This window comes from Variovorax palleresanus (assembly GCF_051144945.1).
GTDB lineage: Bacteria > Pseudomonadota > Gammaproteobacteria > Burkholderiales > Burkholderiaceae_C > Variovorax > Variovorax paradoxus_S.
Genome location: NZ_JBJNVP010000002.1, coordinates 2,526,364 through 2,539,834 on the forward strand (window position 1 = coordinate 2,526,364; position 13,471 = coordinate 2,539,834).

Annotated in this window: 12 protein-coding genes; 4 read left to right on the forward strand and 8 right to left on the reverse strand. The window is 66.1% G+C overall.

Annotation, left to right across the window (positions count from 1 at the left end):
• Window positions 1-321: 321 nt before the first annotated feature.
• The 6 genes from ACJ7Z0_RS15825 to ACJ7Z0_RS15850 are packed head-to-tail and all read right to left on the reverse strand — an operon-like array spanning window position 322 to window position 7,437.
• The gene (locus ACJ7Z0_RS15825) at window positions 322-1,440 is read right to left on the reverse strand and encodes a saccharopine dehydrogenase family protein (RefSeq protein WP_434790576.1); all 1,119 of its coding nucleotides are present in this window, start codon (window positions 1,438-1,440) and stop codon (window positions 322-324) included.
• Window positions 1,437-3,059, reverse strand: coding sequence for an NAD(P)/FAD-dependent oxidoreductase (locus ACJ7Z0_RS15830; RefSeq protein WP_434790577.1), 1,623 nt, complete (start codon window positions 3,057-3,059; stop codon window positions 1,437-1,439). The genes ACJ7Z0_RS15825 and ACJ7Z0_RS15830 overlap by 4 nt, the downstream gene beginning before the upstream one ends.
• Window positions 3,060-3,066: 7 nt before the next feature.
• Window positions 3,067-4,608 (reverse strand): polyamine aminopropyltransferase, encoded by a 1,542-nt coding sequence (locus ACJ7Z0_RS15835; RefSeq protein WP_434790578.1) that lies wholly within the window; start codon window positions 4,606-4,608, stop codon window positions 3,067-3,069.
• Between the two features lie 14 nt (window positions 4,609-4,622).
• Window positions 4,623-4,841: a DUF350 domain-containing protein gene (locus ACJ7Z0_RS15840; RefSeq protein WP_015868006.1), complete on the reverse strand. Its 219-nt coding sequence runs from the start codon at window positions 4,839-4,841 to the stop codon at window positions 4,623-4,625.
• Between the two features lie 58 nt (window positions 4,842-4,899).
• Complete coding sequence (locus tag ACJ7Z0_RS15845; RefSeq protein ID WP_434790579.1) at window positions 4,900-6,378, reverse strand: DUF4178 domain-containing protein; 1,479 nt, start codon at window positions 6,376-6,378, stop codon at window positions 4,900-4,902.
• Between the two features lie 9 nt (window positions 6,379-6,387).
• Window positions 6,388-7,437 (reverse strand): SPFH domain-containing protein, encoded by a 1,050-nt coding sequence (locus ACJ7Z0_RS15850; RefSeq protein ID WP_431126273.1) that lies wholly within the window; start codon window positions 7,435-7,437, stop codon window positions 6,388-6,390.
• A gap of 166 nt (window positions 7,438-7,603) precedes the next feature.
• Between ACJ7Z0_RS15850 and ACJ7Z0_RS15855 the strand changes: the two genes are divergently transcribed.
• The 4 genes from ACJ7Z0_RS15855 (at window position 7,604) to ACJ7Z0_RS15870 (ending at window position 11,237) form a co-directional block, all read left to right on the forward strand.
• On the forward strand, window positions 7,604-9,946 hold the full coding sequence (locus tag ACJ7Z0_RS15855; protein WP_434790580.1) for an NADP-dependent malic enzyme: 2,343 nt from the start codon (window positions 7,604-7,606) through the stop codon (window positions 9,944-9,946).
• Between the two features lie 180 nt (window positions 9,947-10,126).
• A complete protein-coding gene (locus tag ACJ7Z0_RS15860) occupies window positions 10,127-10,540 on the forward strand; it encodes a guanyl-specific ribonuclease (protein ID WP_434790581.1) in 414 nt (137 codons plus the stop codon).
• A gap of 50 nt (window positions 10,541-10,590) precedes the next feature.
• Window positions 10,591-11,016, forward strand: a complete 426-nt coding sequence (locus ACJ7Z0_RS15865) for a barstar family protein (RefSeq protein ID WP_086012221.1) — start codon at window positions 10,591-10,593, stop codon at window positions 11,014-11,016.
• Window positions 10,995-11,237 (forward strand): hypothetical protein, encoded by a 243-nt coding sequence (locus ACJ7Z0_RS15870; protein WP_434790582.1) that lies wholly within the window; start codon window positions 10,995-10,997, stop codon window positions 11,235-11,237. Before ACJ7Z0_RS15865 ends, ACJ7Z0_RS15870 begins: the two co-directional genes overlap by 22 nt.
• A 50-nt stretch (window positions 11,238-11,287) precedes the next feature.
• On the opposite strand, the gene rsmA is transcribed toward ACJ7Z0_RS15870, so the two are convergent.
• Together rsmA and ACJ7Z0_RS15880 are read right to left on the reverse strand one after the other, a co-directional pair.
• Window positions 11,288-12,055, reverse strand: a complete 768-nt coding sequence (gene rsmA / locus ACJ7Z0_RS15875; protein WP_434790583.1) for a 16S rRNA (adenine(1518)-N(6)/adenine(1519)-N(6))-dimethyltransferase RsmA — start codon at window positions 12,053-12,055, stop codon at window positions 11,288-11,290.
• Window positions 12,055-13,461 (reverse strand): peptidylprolyl isomerase, encoded by a 1,407-nt coding sequence (locus ACJ7Z0_RS15880; protein ID WP_434790584.1) that lies wholly within the window; start codon window positions 13,459-13,461, stop codon window positions 12,055-12,057. The genes rsmA and ACJ7Z0_RS15880 overlap by 1 nt, the downstream gene beginning before the upstream one ends.
• Window positions 13,462-13,471: the final 10 nt, after the last annotated feature.

Genomic DNA, 13,471 nt, shown 5'->3' on the forward strand with positions numbered 1-13,471 from the left:
GGGTACTCCCCTCCGCGAATGTCCCCCGCCTTCGGCTCCTCCTTTATTTCGCTGCGGGGAGCACCCGGCGCCCTGGGCACACCGGGCGCTGTCGTTGTTCCGCTCGATCAACAACCGCTCTGCCCAACGATCCCGTCGATGGGGTGCCTTGCGCAGCGAAATAAAGGAGGAGGCCGCAGGCCGGGGGACATTCGCGGAGCAAGGTACCCCGTCGGCGGGAGCGCGCCCTGAACAACCTGCTTCAAACAAAGTTCTCATCTCAGAATGAAAGTTGCGGCTTATTCACCATCAGCCAGAACACGACGACCATGGCCGCAGGCGTCATGAAATGGCCGATGCCTCGTCGATCACATCGGTCACCATGCCCCAGCGCGCGAACTCGGGCTCGAACTCCGCAAGCGTGGGCAAGCCGGCGCAGGCGTGCGCGCCGATGGGCAACGCATCGCCTCGTGCGAGACGGCGGGCCAGCAGGATGGCGGCCATGCAGGGAATCTCGGGGCCGTGGTTGTCGTCGGCGGCAATGTGCCAGGCGCGGCGCGCTTCCATGCCGCGCGCATCGATGCCTTCGACGCGCACCACCATGCCGCCCAGCGCCGTGCCGAAGGCATCGAACACGCGGCCCGCCGAATGCAGCAGCGGCGCAAGCCTTGCGGGCGACGGCAGCAGGCCGATGCGGCGCATGAATGCCATGAAGGCAAACGCATGCTGCGCCAGGCCAACCTCGAGCGCCGCACGAAACATGACGAATTGCACGCCGGCATAGCGCGCCGGAAAAAGCTCGAGATCGGGGATGTCGCACAGCGCACCGCGGCGCGGTTTCATGCGCGCGAACCGCACTGCGGTGGGGTTGGCCCATCCTGGTTGGTCGGTCCATCCTCCGTCGCGCCAGACCCGGATCGGCTCGCCGCAGTAGGCCAGCACGCCCGCAAGCGTGGCTTCGCCGCGCGGCGCGCCTTGGGCCGGCGCAATGCAGGTGTCGATGCTTCGGACGCCGCGCCATCCTGCGGTGAGATGGTCGACCACCGCCGACGACAGTGCCGGCACGGTGCTGGCGCCGGCAACGGCCGTGCGGCCCGCGCTGCGAAAGGCCGCGTCGAGCGCAGCGGGAAAGTCGCAGACGAAGCGCCGCCCGTCGGCCAGGTCGATGTAATGCGCGCCGGCTGCCGCCACAGCATGCGGCACGCGATAGTCCTGGTTCTGGAAAGGGCCCGCGGTGTGGATGACGAGTTCGACGCCGAGGCCGCGCAGGTTTTCGACAAGGTCGCCGGCCTGGACGTCGATGCGCACGCCGCGCGCCGCACCGCCCAGCGACTGCGCGAAAACGGTGGCGCGCTGCAGATCGCGGCCGCCGATCATCAGTTCGATGCCGGCATCCCGTGCCAACGCGCGGCAGATGCGCGCGCCGAAGTTGCCGTAGCCGCCGAGCACCAGGATTTTCATGAGACGCCCATGCCCGCGACGTGGCCGCGCGTGAAGGCTTCTTCGAAGATCGAATAGCCGGACCAGTCCGCATGTGCGAACGAGAGACGGCCGGCGGCAACGCGGCCGCGGTGCGCCGGGTCGGGCGCGGCGCCGATCCGCGCCAGCAGGCCCGGCGCGGGAATGGCCATGGCGTGGCCATAGCGGGTGATCTCGATGCGCGTGGCCAGCGCCGGCAGGTCGGGGTGCGGCACCGAGAGCTCGGCGAGCAGGTCGTCGCGCCATCCGGTCCAGGGGCGGTCCTGCAGCAGGCGGCGGCCGTCAGCGGCGTCGTAGCGGCTCGGGCCGAGCGGGCGGTACCAGCTGATGACGGTGCCGCGTGGCGTGGGGTCGAGCGCCTGGTGGCGCGCATCGACGTACCCCAGTCCGCGTGTGCCATACACGACGTTGTCCCAGCTCGATGCTGCGCCGGGGCGGTCGGCGAACGGTCCGCTCAGGTGCACGTTGGCGACCAGCCAGGGCGCATAGCGCAGGTGCGCGGCGGCGTTTTTCAAAACCTCCGGCGCGTTCTCGACCACGCGCGCTGCGATGAACACCGGCAGCGCGACGATGCAACGCTCTGCTTTCCAGCGCACCAGCGATTTCGTTTCGGCGTCCCACGCGTCGACCTCGACACCGGCGCGCAGATCGGCAATGCGCGTGACGACTTGCCCCGTGTGCAGCCGGTCGCCGAGCGGCTCGGCCATGCGCTTCGTGAGCCAGCCGTTGCCTTCGGGCCAGGTGAGCACACCATCGCGCTCGGGGTTCGAATCGGCGCCGCTGCCCGATGAACCCGGGGCGTGAAATCCGTGCCGGCTTGCGAAGTAGTGGATGCCGGCCCAGGCCGAAACTTGCTCGATGCCAGCGCCGTAGTCATCGCGGCAGCAGTAGTCGAGGTACCAGCGCAGCTGCGGATCGCTGAAGCCTTCGCTGTCGAGCCAGCGCTCGAACGGAAGGGCGTCGAGCACGAGCAACTCGGGCGTCGCGGCTACCTTGAGCGTGGGAATGGCGAAGTGCGCCGCATGCTGCAGCGCGTCGATCCGCTGCGCGAACTTGCGGTACTGCGCATGGGTGCTTTCGCCGACGTCGTGCACGGGCAGGAGGCCGTCCTGCCACTCGCCGCGAAAGAACAGGCGCTCCTGCGGGCTGTGGCAAAGGTTGCGCTCGTCGTATTCCCAGCGGCCCGCCACGCGGCGGCGCAGGCCGAGTTCCTCCAGCAGGTCTTGCACTTCGCGCGCGTCGTCGTTGGGCACGGGCAGGTAGTGCGCCCCGAGCGGACAGGCAATGCCGTTGACGATACCGCCGCGCGCGTTGCCGCCGGGCGTGTCTTCGAGTTCGAGCAGGGCGAAATCCTCGATGCCCGAAAGGCGCAGTGCGCGCGCAGCGGCAAGACCGGCTACGCCGCCTCCGGCGATCACCACGCGCGTGCGCTTCAAGGCTACGGGCACCTGGCTCTTGAGCGCGCCATCGCGCATCGCATGGCCGCGTGCCACGTCGATGCCGGTAAAGCCGCCTTCGATGGGGGGCAGCGAAGCCTCGCAGCCGGCGAGCGCAAGAGCGCCCGCCGCACCCGCTACGCCGAGGAAATTGCGCCTTTGCATGGCGACGCTAGTGCGCAACCACTTTGCCCCACTCCTGCTCATAAGTGGTGACGAGGGTCTGGTTCGAGAGGCGGTTCACTTCCGCCGGCACGCGCGCCATGTCGAGCGGAAAGTCGAACATCAGCGGCAACGTCGACGGCGCGAGGAAACGCAGGCCCGAGGGCAGCGCATCGGGCATGCGATAGGGCCTGCGGCTCGCGATGATGTAGCCCCATTCGCCGAAGCTCGGCACATGCGCGTGGTACGGCGTGACCCTCAGGCCGACCGATTCGATGGTGGTCGCCACGGTCCAGTAGCTCTTGCGCGCCACCAGCGGCGAGGTGGTCTGGATCGCCGCGTAGCCGCTTGCAGAAAGGCGCTTTTCGAGCAGCGAATAGAAGCTGTTGGTGTAGAGCTTGCCGATCGCGAAATTGGTGGGATCGGGGAAGTCCACCACGATGACGTCGAACATATCTCCTGGTTGCTGCAGCCACTGGAAGGCATCTGTATTGACAACTTTCACCTTCGGCGAAGACAGCGAATGCCCGTTGAGCGCGGCCAGCGTTTCGTGTTCGGTGAAGAGCTTCGTCATGTTCGGATCGAGCTCCACCAGCGTGATCGACTCGACCGACGGGTACTTGAGAATCTCGCGCACGGCCATGCCGTCGCCGCCGCCGAGCACCGCCACTTTCTTCGGCGCGCCCTGCGCGGCCATGACCGGATGAACCAGCGCCTCGTGGTAGCGGTATTCGTCGCGCTCGGCGAACTGCAGGTTGCCGTTCAGAAAGAGGCGATGGCCGAGCTGCCCGCGCGTGACCACGATGCGCTGGTAGGGCGAGGTGGCGCTGAAGACGATGCGGTCCTGGTAGAACTTGTCTTCGGCCAGCGTGGTGATGTGATCGGCCCACACAAAAGCACCAAGCAGCGCGGCCAGCGCAAGAAAGCATGCGAACGCGTGGGCGCCGATGCGGCGCAGCTCATGCCGAAACAGCCACAGCGCCCACACCGCCACGGCCGCGTTCATGAAGCCGAACAAGAGCCCGGTGCGGATCATGCCGAGTTGCGGCACAAGAATGAGCGGAAAGGCCACCGACACCGCAAGCGCGCCAAGATAGTCGAAGGTGAGGACCTGCGACACCAGGTTCTTGAGCTGGATGTTGCGCTTGAGGATGCGCATCACCAGCGGAATCTCGAGCCCCACCAGCGTGCCGACCACCAGCACGAGCCCGTAGAGCAGCAGCCGGAACGCGCCGGGCACGTAGGCATTCGCGAGAAAGAGAATGGCCGGCAGGGCACCGCCGACGAGCGCCACGAGCAGCTCGATGCGCAGGAAGTGCGCCGGAAGCTGGCGCTCGAAGTAGCGCGAGAGCCAGGAGCCCACGCCCATGGCGAACAGGTAGGTGCCGATGATGGTGCTGAACTGCAGCACCGAATCGCCGAGCAGGTAGGAGCTCAGCGCGGCCGCGGTCAGCTCGTAGACCAGGCCGCAGGCGGCCACCACGAACACACTGGCGAGCAGCGCGATCTCGACGGGCTGCGGCCCGCGCGCATCGGCGGAATGCGCGGACACGGCCGCCTCCCCGCTCAATGGATCGCGGCTGCGACGATGACGCAGATGCCCAGGCTCATGGCGGCCACGACCAGCCCGAGCGCCACGTTCTGCTTCTCGACGATCTCGCCCCACAGGTCATAGGGCGTGAGCTTGTCGATGATGAGGAAGCAGAGCCAGAAGATCAGCACGCCAAGCAGCGCATACACGAGCGATCCGAGGACCACGCCCGGTTTCAGCCATTCAAATCCCATGGGGACCTCCAGTCGTAGTAGCAGTATTAGATGACATCAATGCGAAGCCGCCTGTTTTTCATTTGTGGCCGCCGCCGCTCGAGTAGCCGCCGTACGATCCGCCCGAGCTGCGCGATCCACTGGACGAGCTGCTGCAGGTGCTCAGGATGACCAGCAGCACGATGATGATGACCACGATGAAGATGATGGTGCCGCAACCCAGGCCCGAGGCGGCACTGACCGGCGATGCATCGCCGCGCACGAACATGTCTTTCTTGTCGTCGAGCTTGAACGCCGCGGACACCACGCCGCTGTCGAGCTTGCCGCCCGAGGACCAGGTCAGCTCGTTGGCCGAGCGCTCCATCGAGAGCAGCGCATTGCCGTTGGCGAAGTCGCGGTTGAAGGTTTTCTGCCCGCGCTCCACCTGCCAGTAGAACTCGCCCGCCACGTAGGTGGTCTCGGCGTTGTAGGCGTACTGCTGGGTGTAGCGCTTGCCGAGATAAGTGGCGCTGCTGCCGTTCTCCGCCATCACCGGCGCGCCGGTGGTCGGCTTGACCATGCTCCAGCCGTCTTCGGCATCGACCAGGAAGCTGAAGCCGCGCTTCTTGTTGTACAGCAGGTACTCGTTCCAGCCGAAGTGCTCGTCGTCGCCGGGCTCTGCGCCCATGCGGTGCTGAAAGCCCACCACCTGCCATTGCGCGCCCTGCAGCTGGCCCATGCTGCCGATGGCGATGAGCGGGCGAACGGGTTCGTTCTGCTCCGCGTGCTTCAGCTCGCCGCCAATGCCTTGCGACAGGTCGATGATGCTGTTGCACGAGCCGCAGGTGATGCTCTTGCTGTCGGCCAGGTTGACCGTGATGGGCGCGCCGCAATGGGGGCAGTTGAAGGCGCGGCCTTTTTCGTCCTTGGCGGATTCGTCGCGCAGGCCCGTGAGCTGCAGATCTTCCAGCTGCACGGAACGGCCCAGGTACGCGCTCGGCGGCTCCGTGCCGTAGTCGATGCTGAGCACCAGGCCCTTGTCGCTGCGCAGCTCGACCATGGGAAAGGCGCGGCCCAGCTCGGGCAGGTGCGGCAGTTCGCCCTGGGCGGAAAGCAGCGCCACCTGTTCGTTCGACGAAACGGTGTAGCTCTGGCCGTTGAACGCGGTGGTGGCGCCCACGCGCAGCTCGGCCGGCGGTGGCGCGGCGCGCTGCAGCTCGAATGGCAGCGCGAAGACATAGGCGCCGTTGTCCTCGCTGAGGATGCCGGTGCGGTCGCCGTCGAGCGCGGCGATCCATTCGGTCCAGCGCCCGCCCGGGTTGCTGTATTGCAGCCGGCCGACGATGGTGAACGGCTGGTTCTGGATGCGGCCGGCGGCAAACAGCTGCAGCGGGCTGAAGTCGTCGAACAGCTCGGCCATCTTGCCGATGCGCGCGAGCGTCTCGCCCTGGCGGACGACGGTGCTCTGGCAATACGGGCAAACGGCAAAGGCCGATTGTGCGGACCTGAATTCGACCGGCGCGCCGCAGCCAGGGCAGGGCGCGCGATAGGCGCGCTCGGCGCCTGGTTGCTCAGCCATCGCCGGTGCTTAGACCAGCTTCTTGAGCAGCTCCGCCTTCTTGGCGTCGAACTCTTCCTGCGTGAGGATGCCCTTGGTCTTGAGCTCGCCGAGCTTCTCGAGCGTGGTCATCACGTCGGCCGGGCTCACCACCGCCACGGCCGGCTGCTGCTGGGTCGCCGCGGCCTGGGCCGCTGCGCTCGGGCTCAGGCCCTGCGCGAGGTTCTGCGCCAGCACCTGGCCGAGCGCCACGCCGGCGCCCAGGCCCATGGCATCGCCGGCAATGCCGCTGCCGCCGCCCGCGCCTTCGGCGAACTTGGGAATGGCCTGCGCTGTCTGGTACTGCATGAACTTGCCCATGTCGTTGCCGACCATGCCCATGCCGATCTTCTGGTCGAGGATCTTCTGCAGCTCTTCGGGCAGCGAGACATTCTGGACCGTGATGTTCTCGAGCTTGATGCCGATCTTCTCGAACTCGGGCACCAGCTGCGCCGCAAGCGCCTGCGCAAACTGGATCTGATTGGCCGCAAGGTCGAGGAAGGGCACGCCGCTGGAAGCGATGGCGTTGCTGATGTTCTGCAGCACCAGGCCGCGCAGCTGGCCGTCGAGATCGGCCACGCTGTAGATGTCGCGCGTGCCGGAAATTTCGGTGTGGAAGCGCTTGGCATCGCCGATGCGGAAGCTGTAGTTGCCGAAGGCGCGCAGGCGAACCGCGCCAAAGTCCTTGTCGCGGATGGTGATGGGCTGCGGCGTGCCCCACTTCTGGTCGACCTGCTGGCGGGTGCTGAAGAAGTAGACGTCGCTCTTGAACGGAGACTCGAAGAGCTTGTCCCAGTTCTTCAGGTACGTGAGCACGGGCAGCGTCTGCGTCGTGAGCTTGTACATGCCGGGGCCGAACACGTCGGCCACCTGGCCTTCGTTGACGAACACCGCCACCTGCGACTCGCGCACGGTGAGCGAGGCGCCGTTCTGGATTTCCATCTCGGCCATCGGGAACCGCCAGGCCAGCGTGCCGTCGCCAGTCTCGGTCCACTGGATGATGTCGATGAACTGTTTCTTGATGAAATCCATCAGGGCCATGGCCGCTCCTCGTCTATTTTTTTCCGGAACGTACATATTGCCACATCGTCTTGACGGGCCGTCGTGCTTTTGGCAGGGGCGGATCTCCGCCATGCGGCCTATGGCGCCCTTGGCCGAGGTCTACAATCGGCGCCCCCAGAAGAAGCGCCACCAGGAGCAACGGCCCATGTCTGATTCGACGACCTCATCGACCCCCACGCCCGAAGACAAGCGCGCCGAACTGCGGCGCGCCGCCCTCGAGTACCACGAGTTTCCGGTGCCGGGCAAGATTGCCATCGCCGCAACCAAGCAGATGGTCAACCAGCGCGACCTGTCGCTGGCCTATTCGCCCGGCGTGGCCGCGCCCTGCGAGGAAATCGTCAAGGATCCGGCCAACGCCTTCAAGTACACGGCGCGGGGCAACCTGGTGGCGGTGATCACCAACGGCACCGCCGTGCTCGGCCTGGGCGACATCGGCCCGCTGGCCGCCAAGCCGGTGATGGAGGGCAAGGGCGTGCTGTTCAAGAAGTTCGCCGGCGTCGACGTGTTCGACATCGAGATCGACGAGAAGGACCCGGCCAGGCTGGTCGAGGTGATCGCCGCGCTGGAGCCGACCTTCGGCGCCATCAACCTCGAGGACATCAAGGCCCCCGACTGCTTCTACGTCGAGCGCGAGCTGCGCAAGCGCATGAAGATCCCGGTGTTCCACGACGACCAGCACGGCACGGCCATCACCGTGGCGGCCGCCATGCTCAATGGCCTCAAGGTGGCGGGCAAGGACATCGGCGAGGTCAAGCTGGTCACCTCGGGCGCGGGCGCCGCGGCGCTGGCCTGCCTGAACCTGCTGCTCAAGGTGGGCCTGAAGCGCGAAAACGTCTTCGTGACCGACCTGGCCGGGGTGGTCTACGAAGGCCGTGAAGAGCTCATGGACGACGACAAGCGCCAGTACATGCAGCCAACCACGGCCCGCACGCTGGCCGAGGTGATCGAGGGTGCCGACGTGTTCCTGGGCCTGTCGGCCGGCGGCGTGCTCAAGCCCGCCATGGTGGCCAAGATGGCGCCCCGCCCGGTGATCTTCGCGCTGGCCAATCCGAACCCGGAAATCGCCCCCGAAGACGCCCACGCGGTGCGCCCCGACGTGATCATGGCCACGGGCCGCACCGACTACCCGAACCAGGTCAACAACGTCCTGTGCTTCCCGTACATCTTCCGCGGCGCGCTCGATTCGGGAGCCACCACGATCACCGACGAGATGGAAATTGCCGCGGTGCGCGCGATTGCCGATCTTGCCCAGGCCGAGCAGAGCGAGCGCGTTGCTGCCGCCTACGTCGGCGAAAAGCTGTCTTTCGGCCCCGAATACCTGATTCCGAAGCCCTTCGATCCGCGTTTGATGATGAAGATCGCGCCCGCGGTGGCCAAGGCCGCCGAGGAAAGCGGCGTGGCCTCGCGCCCCATCAAGGACATGGACGCCTACCGCGACCGCCTGCAGAGCTTCGTCTACGCCTCGGGCACCACGATGAAGCCGATCTTCGACGCCGCCAAGCGGGCGCAGAAGAAGCGCGTGGCGTATTGCGAGGGCGAAGAAGAACGCGTGCTGCGCGCCGCCCAGATCGTGGTCGACGAAGGCATTGCCCGCCCGACGCTGATCGGCCGCCCGGCCATCATCGCGCAGCGCATCGAGAAATTCGGCCTGCGGCTGAAGGAAGAGCTCGACTACGACATCGTCAACGTCGAGCAGGACCACCGCTACCGCGATTTCTGGCAGACCTACCACCGCATGACGGAGCGCAAGGGCCAGACGGTGCAGACCGCCAAGATCGAGATGCGCCGCCGCCTGACGCTGATCGGCGCCATGCTGCTGCACAAGGACGAGGTCGACGGCATGATCTGCGGCACCTGGGGCACCACACTGATCCACCTGCACTACATCGACCAGGTGATCGGCAAGCGCCCCGGCGGCTGCGAGAGCACCCCGCAGGACGTGCCGGTGTACGCCTGCATGAACGGCCTTTTGCTGCCCGACCGCCAAGTGTTCCTGGTCGACACGCACGTCAACTACGACCCCTCGCCCGAGGAACTGGCCGAAATCACGACCATGGCGGCCGAGGAAATGATGCGCTTCGGCCTGAAGCCCAAGGCCGCGCTGCTGTCGCACTCCAACTTCGGCACCAGCAACGAGCCCAGCGCGATCAAGATGCGCAAGACGCTGGACCTGCTGCGCGTTCAGGCGCCCTGGCTCGAGGTGGACGGCGAAATGCACGGCGACGTGGCGCTCGACAGCAAGCAGCGGGCGGTCGTCATGCCGCACAGCGCGCTCGCGGGCAATGCCAATCTGCTGGTATTCCCGAACATCGACGCAGCCAATATTTCCTACAACCTGCTTAAAACTGCGGCAGGCGGAAATATCGCGATCGGCCCGGTGCTGCTCGGCGCGGCCAAACCTGTGCATATTCTCACGGCCAGCGCAACTGTTCGGCGCATCGTGAACATGACAGCCTTGACAGTCGCTGACGCAAACGCTGAGCGATAAGCGATTTTTCGAGAGTGGCCGCCCACTTTAGGTGCCACTCTCCGTCCCATGCACTGCTCAAACTTTGGGCAGTCGCTTGCTATTTTCGTCAGCGTGGTGCACACTCGCGGGCTTGAATTTGCGGGTTAACCCCAGGGTTGATCGCCAATTCGGAACCCCGCTCTTTTCTTGTGGTGCCCCATGGCGGCTTACGCCTCGATCACGTCCTCAGTCACTAAGTTTGCGCTCACCGGCTTTTTGCTGGCGGCGTTGGCGACCGGGGCCGAGGCCCGCCGCGATTGGTTTGGCACCGGAAAGCCCGCCCAGGATTCGATTGCACTGTCCGAACTGCCGGCACAGGGCCGGCGAACCTACGAAGCCATTTTGAGTGGCGGCCCCTTCCAATATGAAAAGGACGGCACGGTATTTGGCAATCGCGAGCGTCTCCTGCCGCCAGCGCGGCGCGGTCATTACCGCGAGTACACGGTGGCAACGCCTGGCTCGCGCGATCGCGGGGCGCGGCGCATTGTCTGCGGCGGTGAACAGCGCACGACACCCGAGGCCTGCTGGTACACGGCAGACCACTACGCGAGTTTCAGACGGATTGCACCATGAGCGATGACAACGACTTGAGCGGCGCCCCGAAGCGCCCCGAAGAAATGATGATGACTATGGAAAGACCAGCGGAGATGACACTATCCCTTCGTGCCGTACGCCCGAACATCGTGCAGTCGATTCGTGCGTTCCGCGTGAACGACCTGCAGGAAGCCGCGAACGCCGCGGGCCAGCATTTCCTGTACGCCAACCTGGGCAACGCCCAGACCAAGCAGGACGTTCTCGACCTGATTGCCCAGCAGTTCACCTTTCCGGCGCACTTCGGCAAGAATTTTGACGCGCTGTACGACTGCATGACCGACCCGTTGCATAAATCGGGCCCGCAGCCCGGCTTTGTCATCGTGCTCGAGCAGATCCCGGCCAACGCCAAGTTCGACAAGGAAGCGCGCGAGCAACTGCTCGACATCTTCCGCGACGCCTCCGATTACTGGGGGGACCGGAAAGTCCCGTTCCGGTGCTTCTATTCTTTTCTGTAGCCCGTTCTGCACACACCAGCCAAGCAGAACGGGCGAACGAGGCTCAGCCGAACGGCGCAGCACTCGATGGCATCGAAATCAACGGCAATACCGCAACCGCAGCAGCCGGCACGGAGCCGGAAGGCGAAAAAATGCCGACCGATAAACTGGTCGACGTTTCGCCGCTCGCATTGCGCATGAGCAGCCCCTTCAATGCGGGATACTGGCTGGCGGCAGCGTAAAGCTCTCGCCCCAGGCGCAAGAAAAAAGCCCGTTTCGACGGGCTTTTTTATTAGGGCTCGGGGGGAACCGCCTGGGCCAGGGCGACGTATTCGGCCACGGGTACTTCCTCGGCCCGGCGCTGGGCATCGAATTGGCCAGTGAAGCCATGCTCGTCGAGCCACTTGCCCAGGGTATGGCGCATGATCTTGCGGCGCTGGCTGAAGGCGACCTGCACGATTTCGCCGAGGCGGGCTGCATCGACGGCCGGCGGCTGGGCCAGCGGCACCATCCGGACCACCGCGCTGTCGACACGCGGCGGGGGATCGAAGCTCTCGGGCGGCACGAACAGCACGTTTTCCATTTCGTAGCGCCATTGCAGCATCACGCTCAGGCGGCTGTAGTCGGACGTGGCGGGCCGGGCGACCATGCGGTCGATCACTTCCTTCTGCAGCATGAAATGCTGGTCGGCAATCAGGTGCGCAAAACCCAGCAGATGGAACAGGATGGGCGTGGAGATGTTGTAGGGCAGGTTGCCGACCACCCGCAGCGGGGCCGGAAATTTGGCGGCGAGCTCGGCGAAGTCGACCTTGAGCACGTCGGACTCGATGACGTCGAGCTGCGGATGATCGCGCAGCCGCTTGGCCAGGTCGCGGTCGAGTTCGATGACCGTCAGGCGCCCAAGCCGCTCCACCAGGGGCTGCGTGAGCGCCGCCAGCCCGGGACCGATCTCGACCATGGCGTCGCCAGGCTGCGGCGCGATCTCGTGCACGATCGCATCGATGATGCCCCCGTCGGACAGGAAGTGCTGCCCGAACCGTTTCCTGGCGATATGGGCCATCAGGACTGGGGCGGCTCGCGGTATTCGACGTAGGCGCGCGCGCGCACTTCCTGCACCCAGGTGGTGAAGGCCTCTTCGACCCGCTGCTCGCGCAGCACGGCGCGCGCGGCTTCGCGCTGCTCAGCCTGGGTGAGCTTGGATTCGCGCCGGCCGACCACCTGGATCAGGTGGACGCCGAAGCGCGACACCACGGGGTCGCTGATCTGGCCCGCCGCGAGCCGGTCCATGGCTTCCTCGAACTCGGGCACGAACTGGCCCGGACGCGACCAGCCCAGGTCGCCGCCCTCCTTGGCGCTCGCGTCTTGCGAGTTGTCGCGCGCAAGGCCGGCGAAATCGGCCGTGCCGGCCTGCACGCGGCGCTTGAATTCGGCCAGCTGCGCCACGGCCTGGGCGGTGGTGCGCTTGGGATCGTTGAGCAGCAGGATGTGGCGCACCTGCGTCTGCGTGACGGTGGCATCGGTGGCGCCAAGCTGCGACTTGGCCAGCACCTTCAGCACGTGGAAACCGGCGCCCGAGCGAATGGGCCCTGCAATGCCGTTGACCGCCGTGGATTGCGTCGCTTCGACGAACAGCGAGGGATAGCGGTCTGCAGTGCGCATGCCGACTGCGCCGCCATTGGCGCGGTCGGGCGAGTCGGAGTTTTCCTGCACCAGCTTGGCAAAGTCTTCGCCGGAACGGGCGCGCTGCGCCAGGCTTTGAGCCCGTTGCTGCAAGGTGGCCACCTGCGCGGGGGTTGCGTTCTCGGGCACGGCGACCAGCAGGTGCGCGAGGTTGATGTTCTGCAGCGCCGCGTCCTTGGTGGGGGAATTTCGCTGGTCGCGCAGGTATTCGTCGGCTTCGGAGTCGCTGATCTTGACCTTCGATTCGACCTCGCGGTCGCGCAGGCGCGTGAGCAGCAGCTGGTCGCGCAGGTCGTTGCGGAATTCACGTGGCGAGATGCCTTCGGCCACCACGCGGCGGCGCAGCTCTTCGACCGTGACCTGGTTCTGCCGCGCCACGGTCTGCTCGGCCTGGTCGATGGCCACGTCGTCCACCTTGATGCCGTTTTCCTTGGCCAGCTGGAGCTGGGCGCGCTCGGAGATCAGGCGCTCGAGCACCAGGCGGGTGAGCTCAGCGCGGGGAACACGCTCGGCCTCGGCGTTTTCGCGGATCAGCCGCGTGACGCGCGTCTGCACCTCGGTGTTGGTGATGGGTTCGGAGTTGACCAGCGCGACGATGTACTCAGCCGAGCGCTGCACCGGCGCGGCCGAAGGCGCGGGGCGTGCTACCGGGGCCGCAAGGCGCGGGCCGGCACGCATGATGTCCGTGATGCCGCCGCCGCCACCGGGGCGCAGGCCTTGCGCGCCGGAGGATGCGGCCAGCGCCGCGAGGCAGCCCAAGGTAAGGATGGAACGGATGTGTTTCATGGCGTTGCTC

Excerpts from the sequence above, each read along its gene's own strand:
- ACJ7Z0_RS15865 (WP_086012221.1), top strand. The coding sequence starts at position 10,591 with ATGACTATGGAAAGACCAGCGGAGATGACACTATCCCTTCGTGCCGTA.
- ACJ7Z0_RS15855 (WP_434790580.1), top strand. The coding sequence starts at position 7,604 with ATGTCTGATTCGACGACCTCATCGACCCCCACGCCCGAAGACAAGCGC.
- ACJ7Z0_RS15845 (WP_434790579.1), bottom strand. The coding sequence starts at position 6,378 with ATGGCTGAGCAACCAGGCGCCGAGCGCGCCTATCGCGCGCCCTGCCCT.
- ACJ7Z0_RS15860 (WP_434790581.1), top strand. The coding sequence starts at position 10,127 with ATGGCGGCTTACGCCTCGATCACGTCCTCAGTCACTAAGTTTGCGCTC.
- ACJ7Z0_RS15840 (WP_015868006.1), bottom strand. The coding sequence starts at position 4,841 with ATGGGATTTGAATGGCTGAAACCGGGCGTGGTCCTCGGATCGCTCGTG.
- rsmA (WP_434790583.1), bottom strand. The coding sequence starts at position 12,055 with ATGGCCCATATCGCCAGGAAACGGTTCGGGCAGCACTTCCTGTCCGAC.
- ACJ7Z0_RS15850 (WP_431126273.1), bottom strand. The coding sequence starts at position 7,437 with ATGGCCCTGATGGATTTCATCAAGAAACAGTTCATCGACATCATCCAG.
- ACJ7Z0_RS15830 (WP_434790577.1), bottom strand. The coding sequence starts at position 3,059 with ATGCAAAGGCGCAATTTCCTCGGCGTAGCGGGTGCGGCGGGCGCTCTT.
- ACJ7Z0_RS15825 (WP_434790576.1), bottom strand. The coding sequence starts at position 1,440 with ATGAAAATCCTGGTGCTCGGCGGCTACGGCAACTTCGGCGCGCGCATC.
- ACJ7Z0_RS15880 (WP_434790584.1), bottom strand. The coding sequence starts at position 13,461 with ATGAAACACATCCGTTCCATCCTTACCTTGGGCTGCCTCGCGGCGCTG.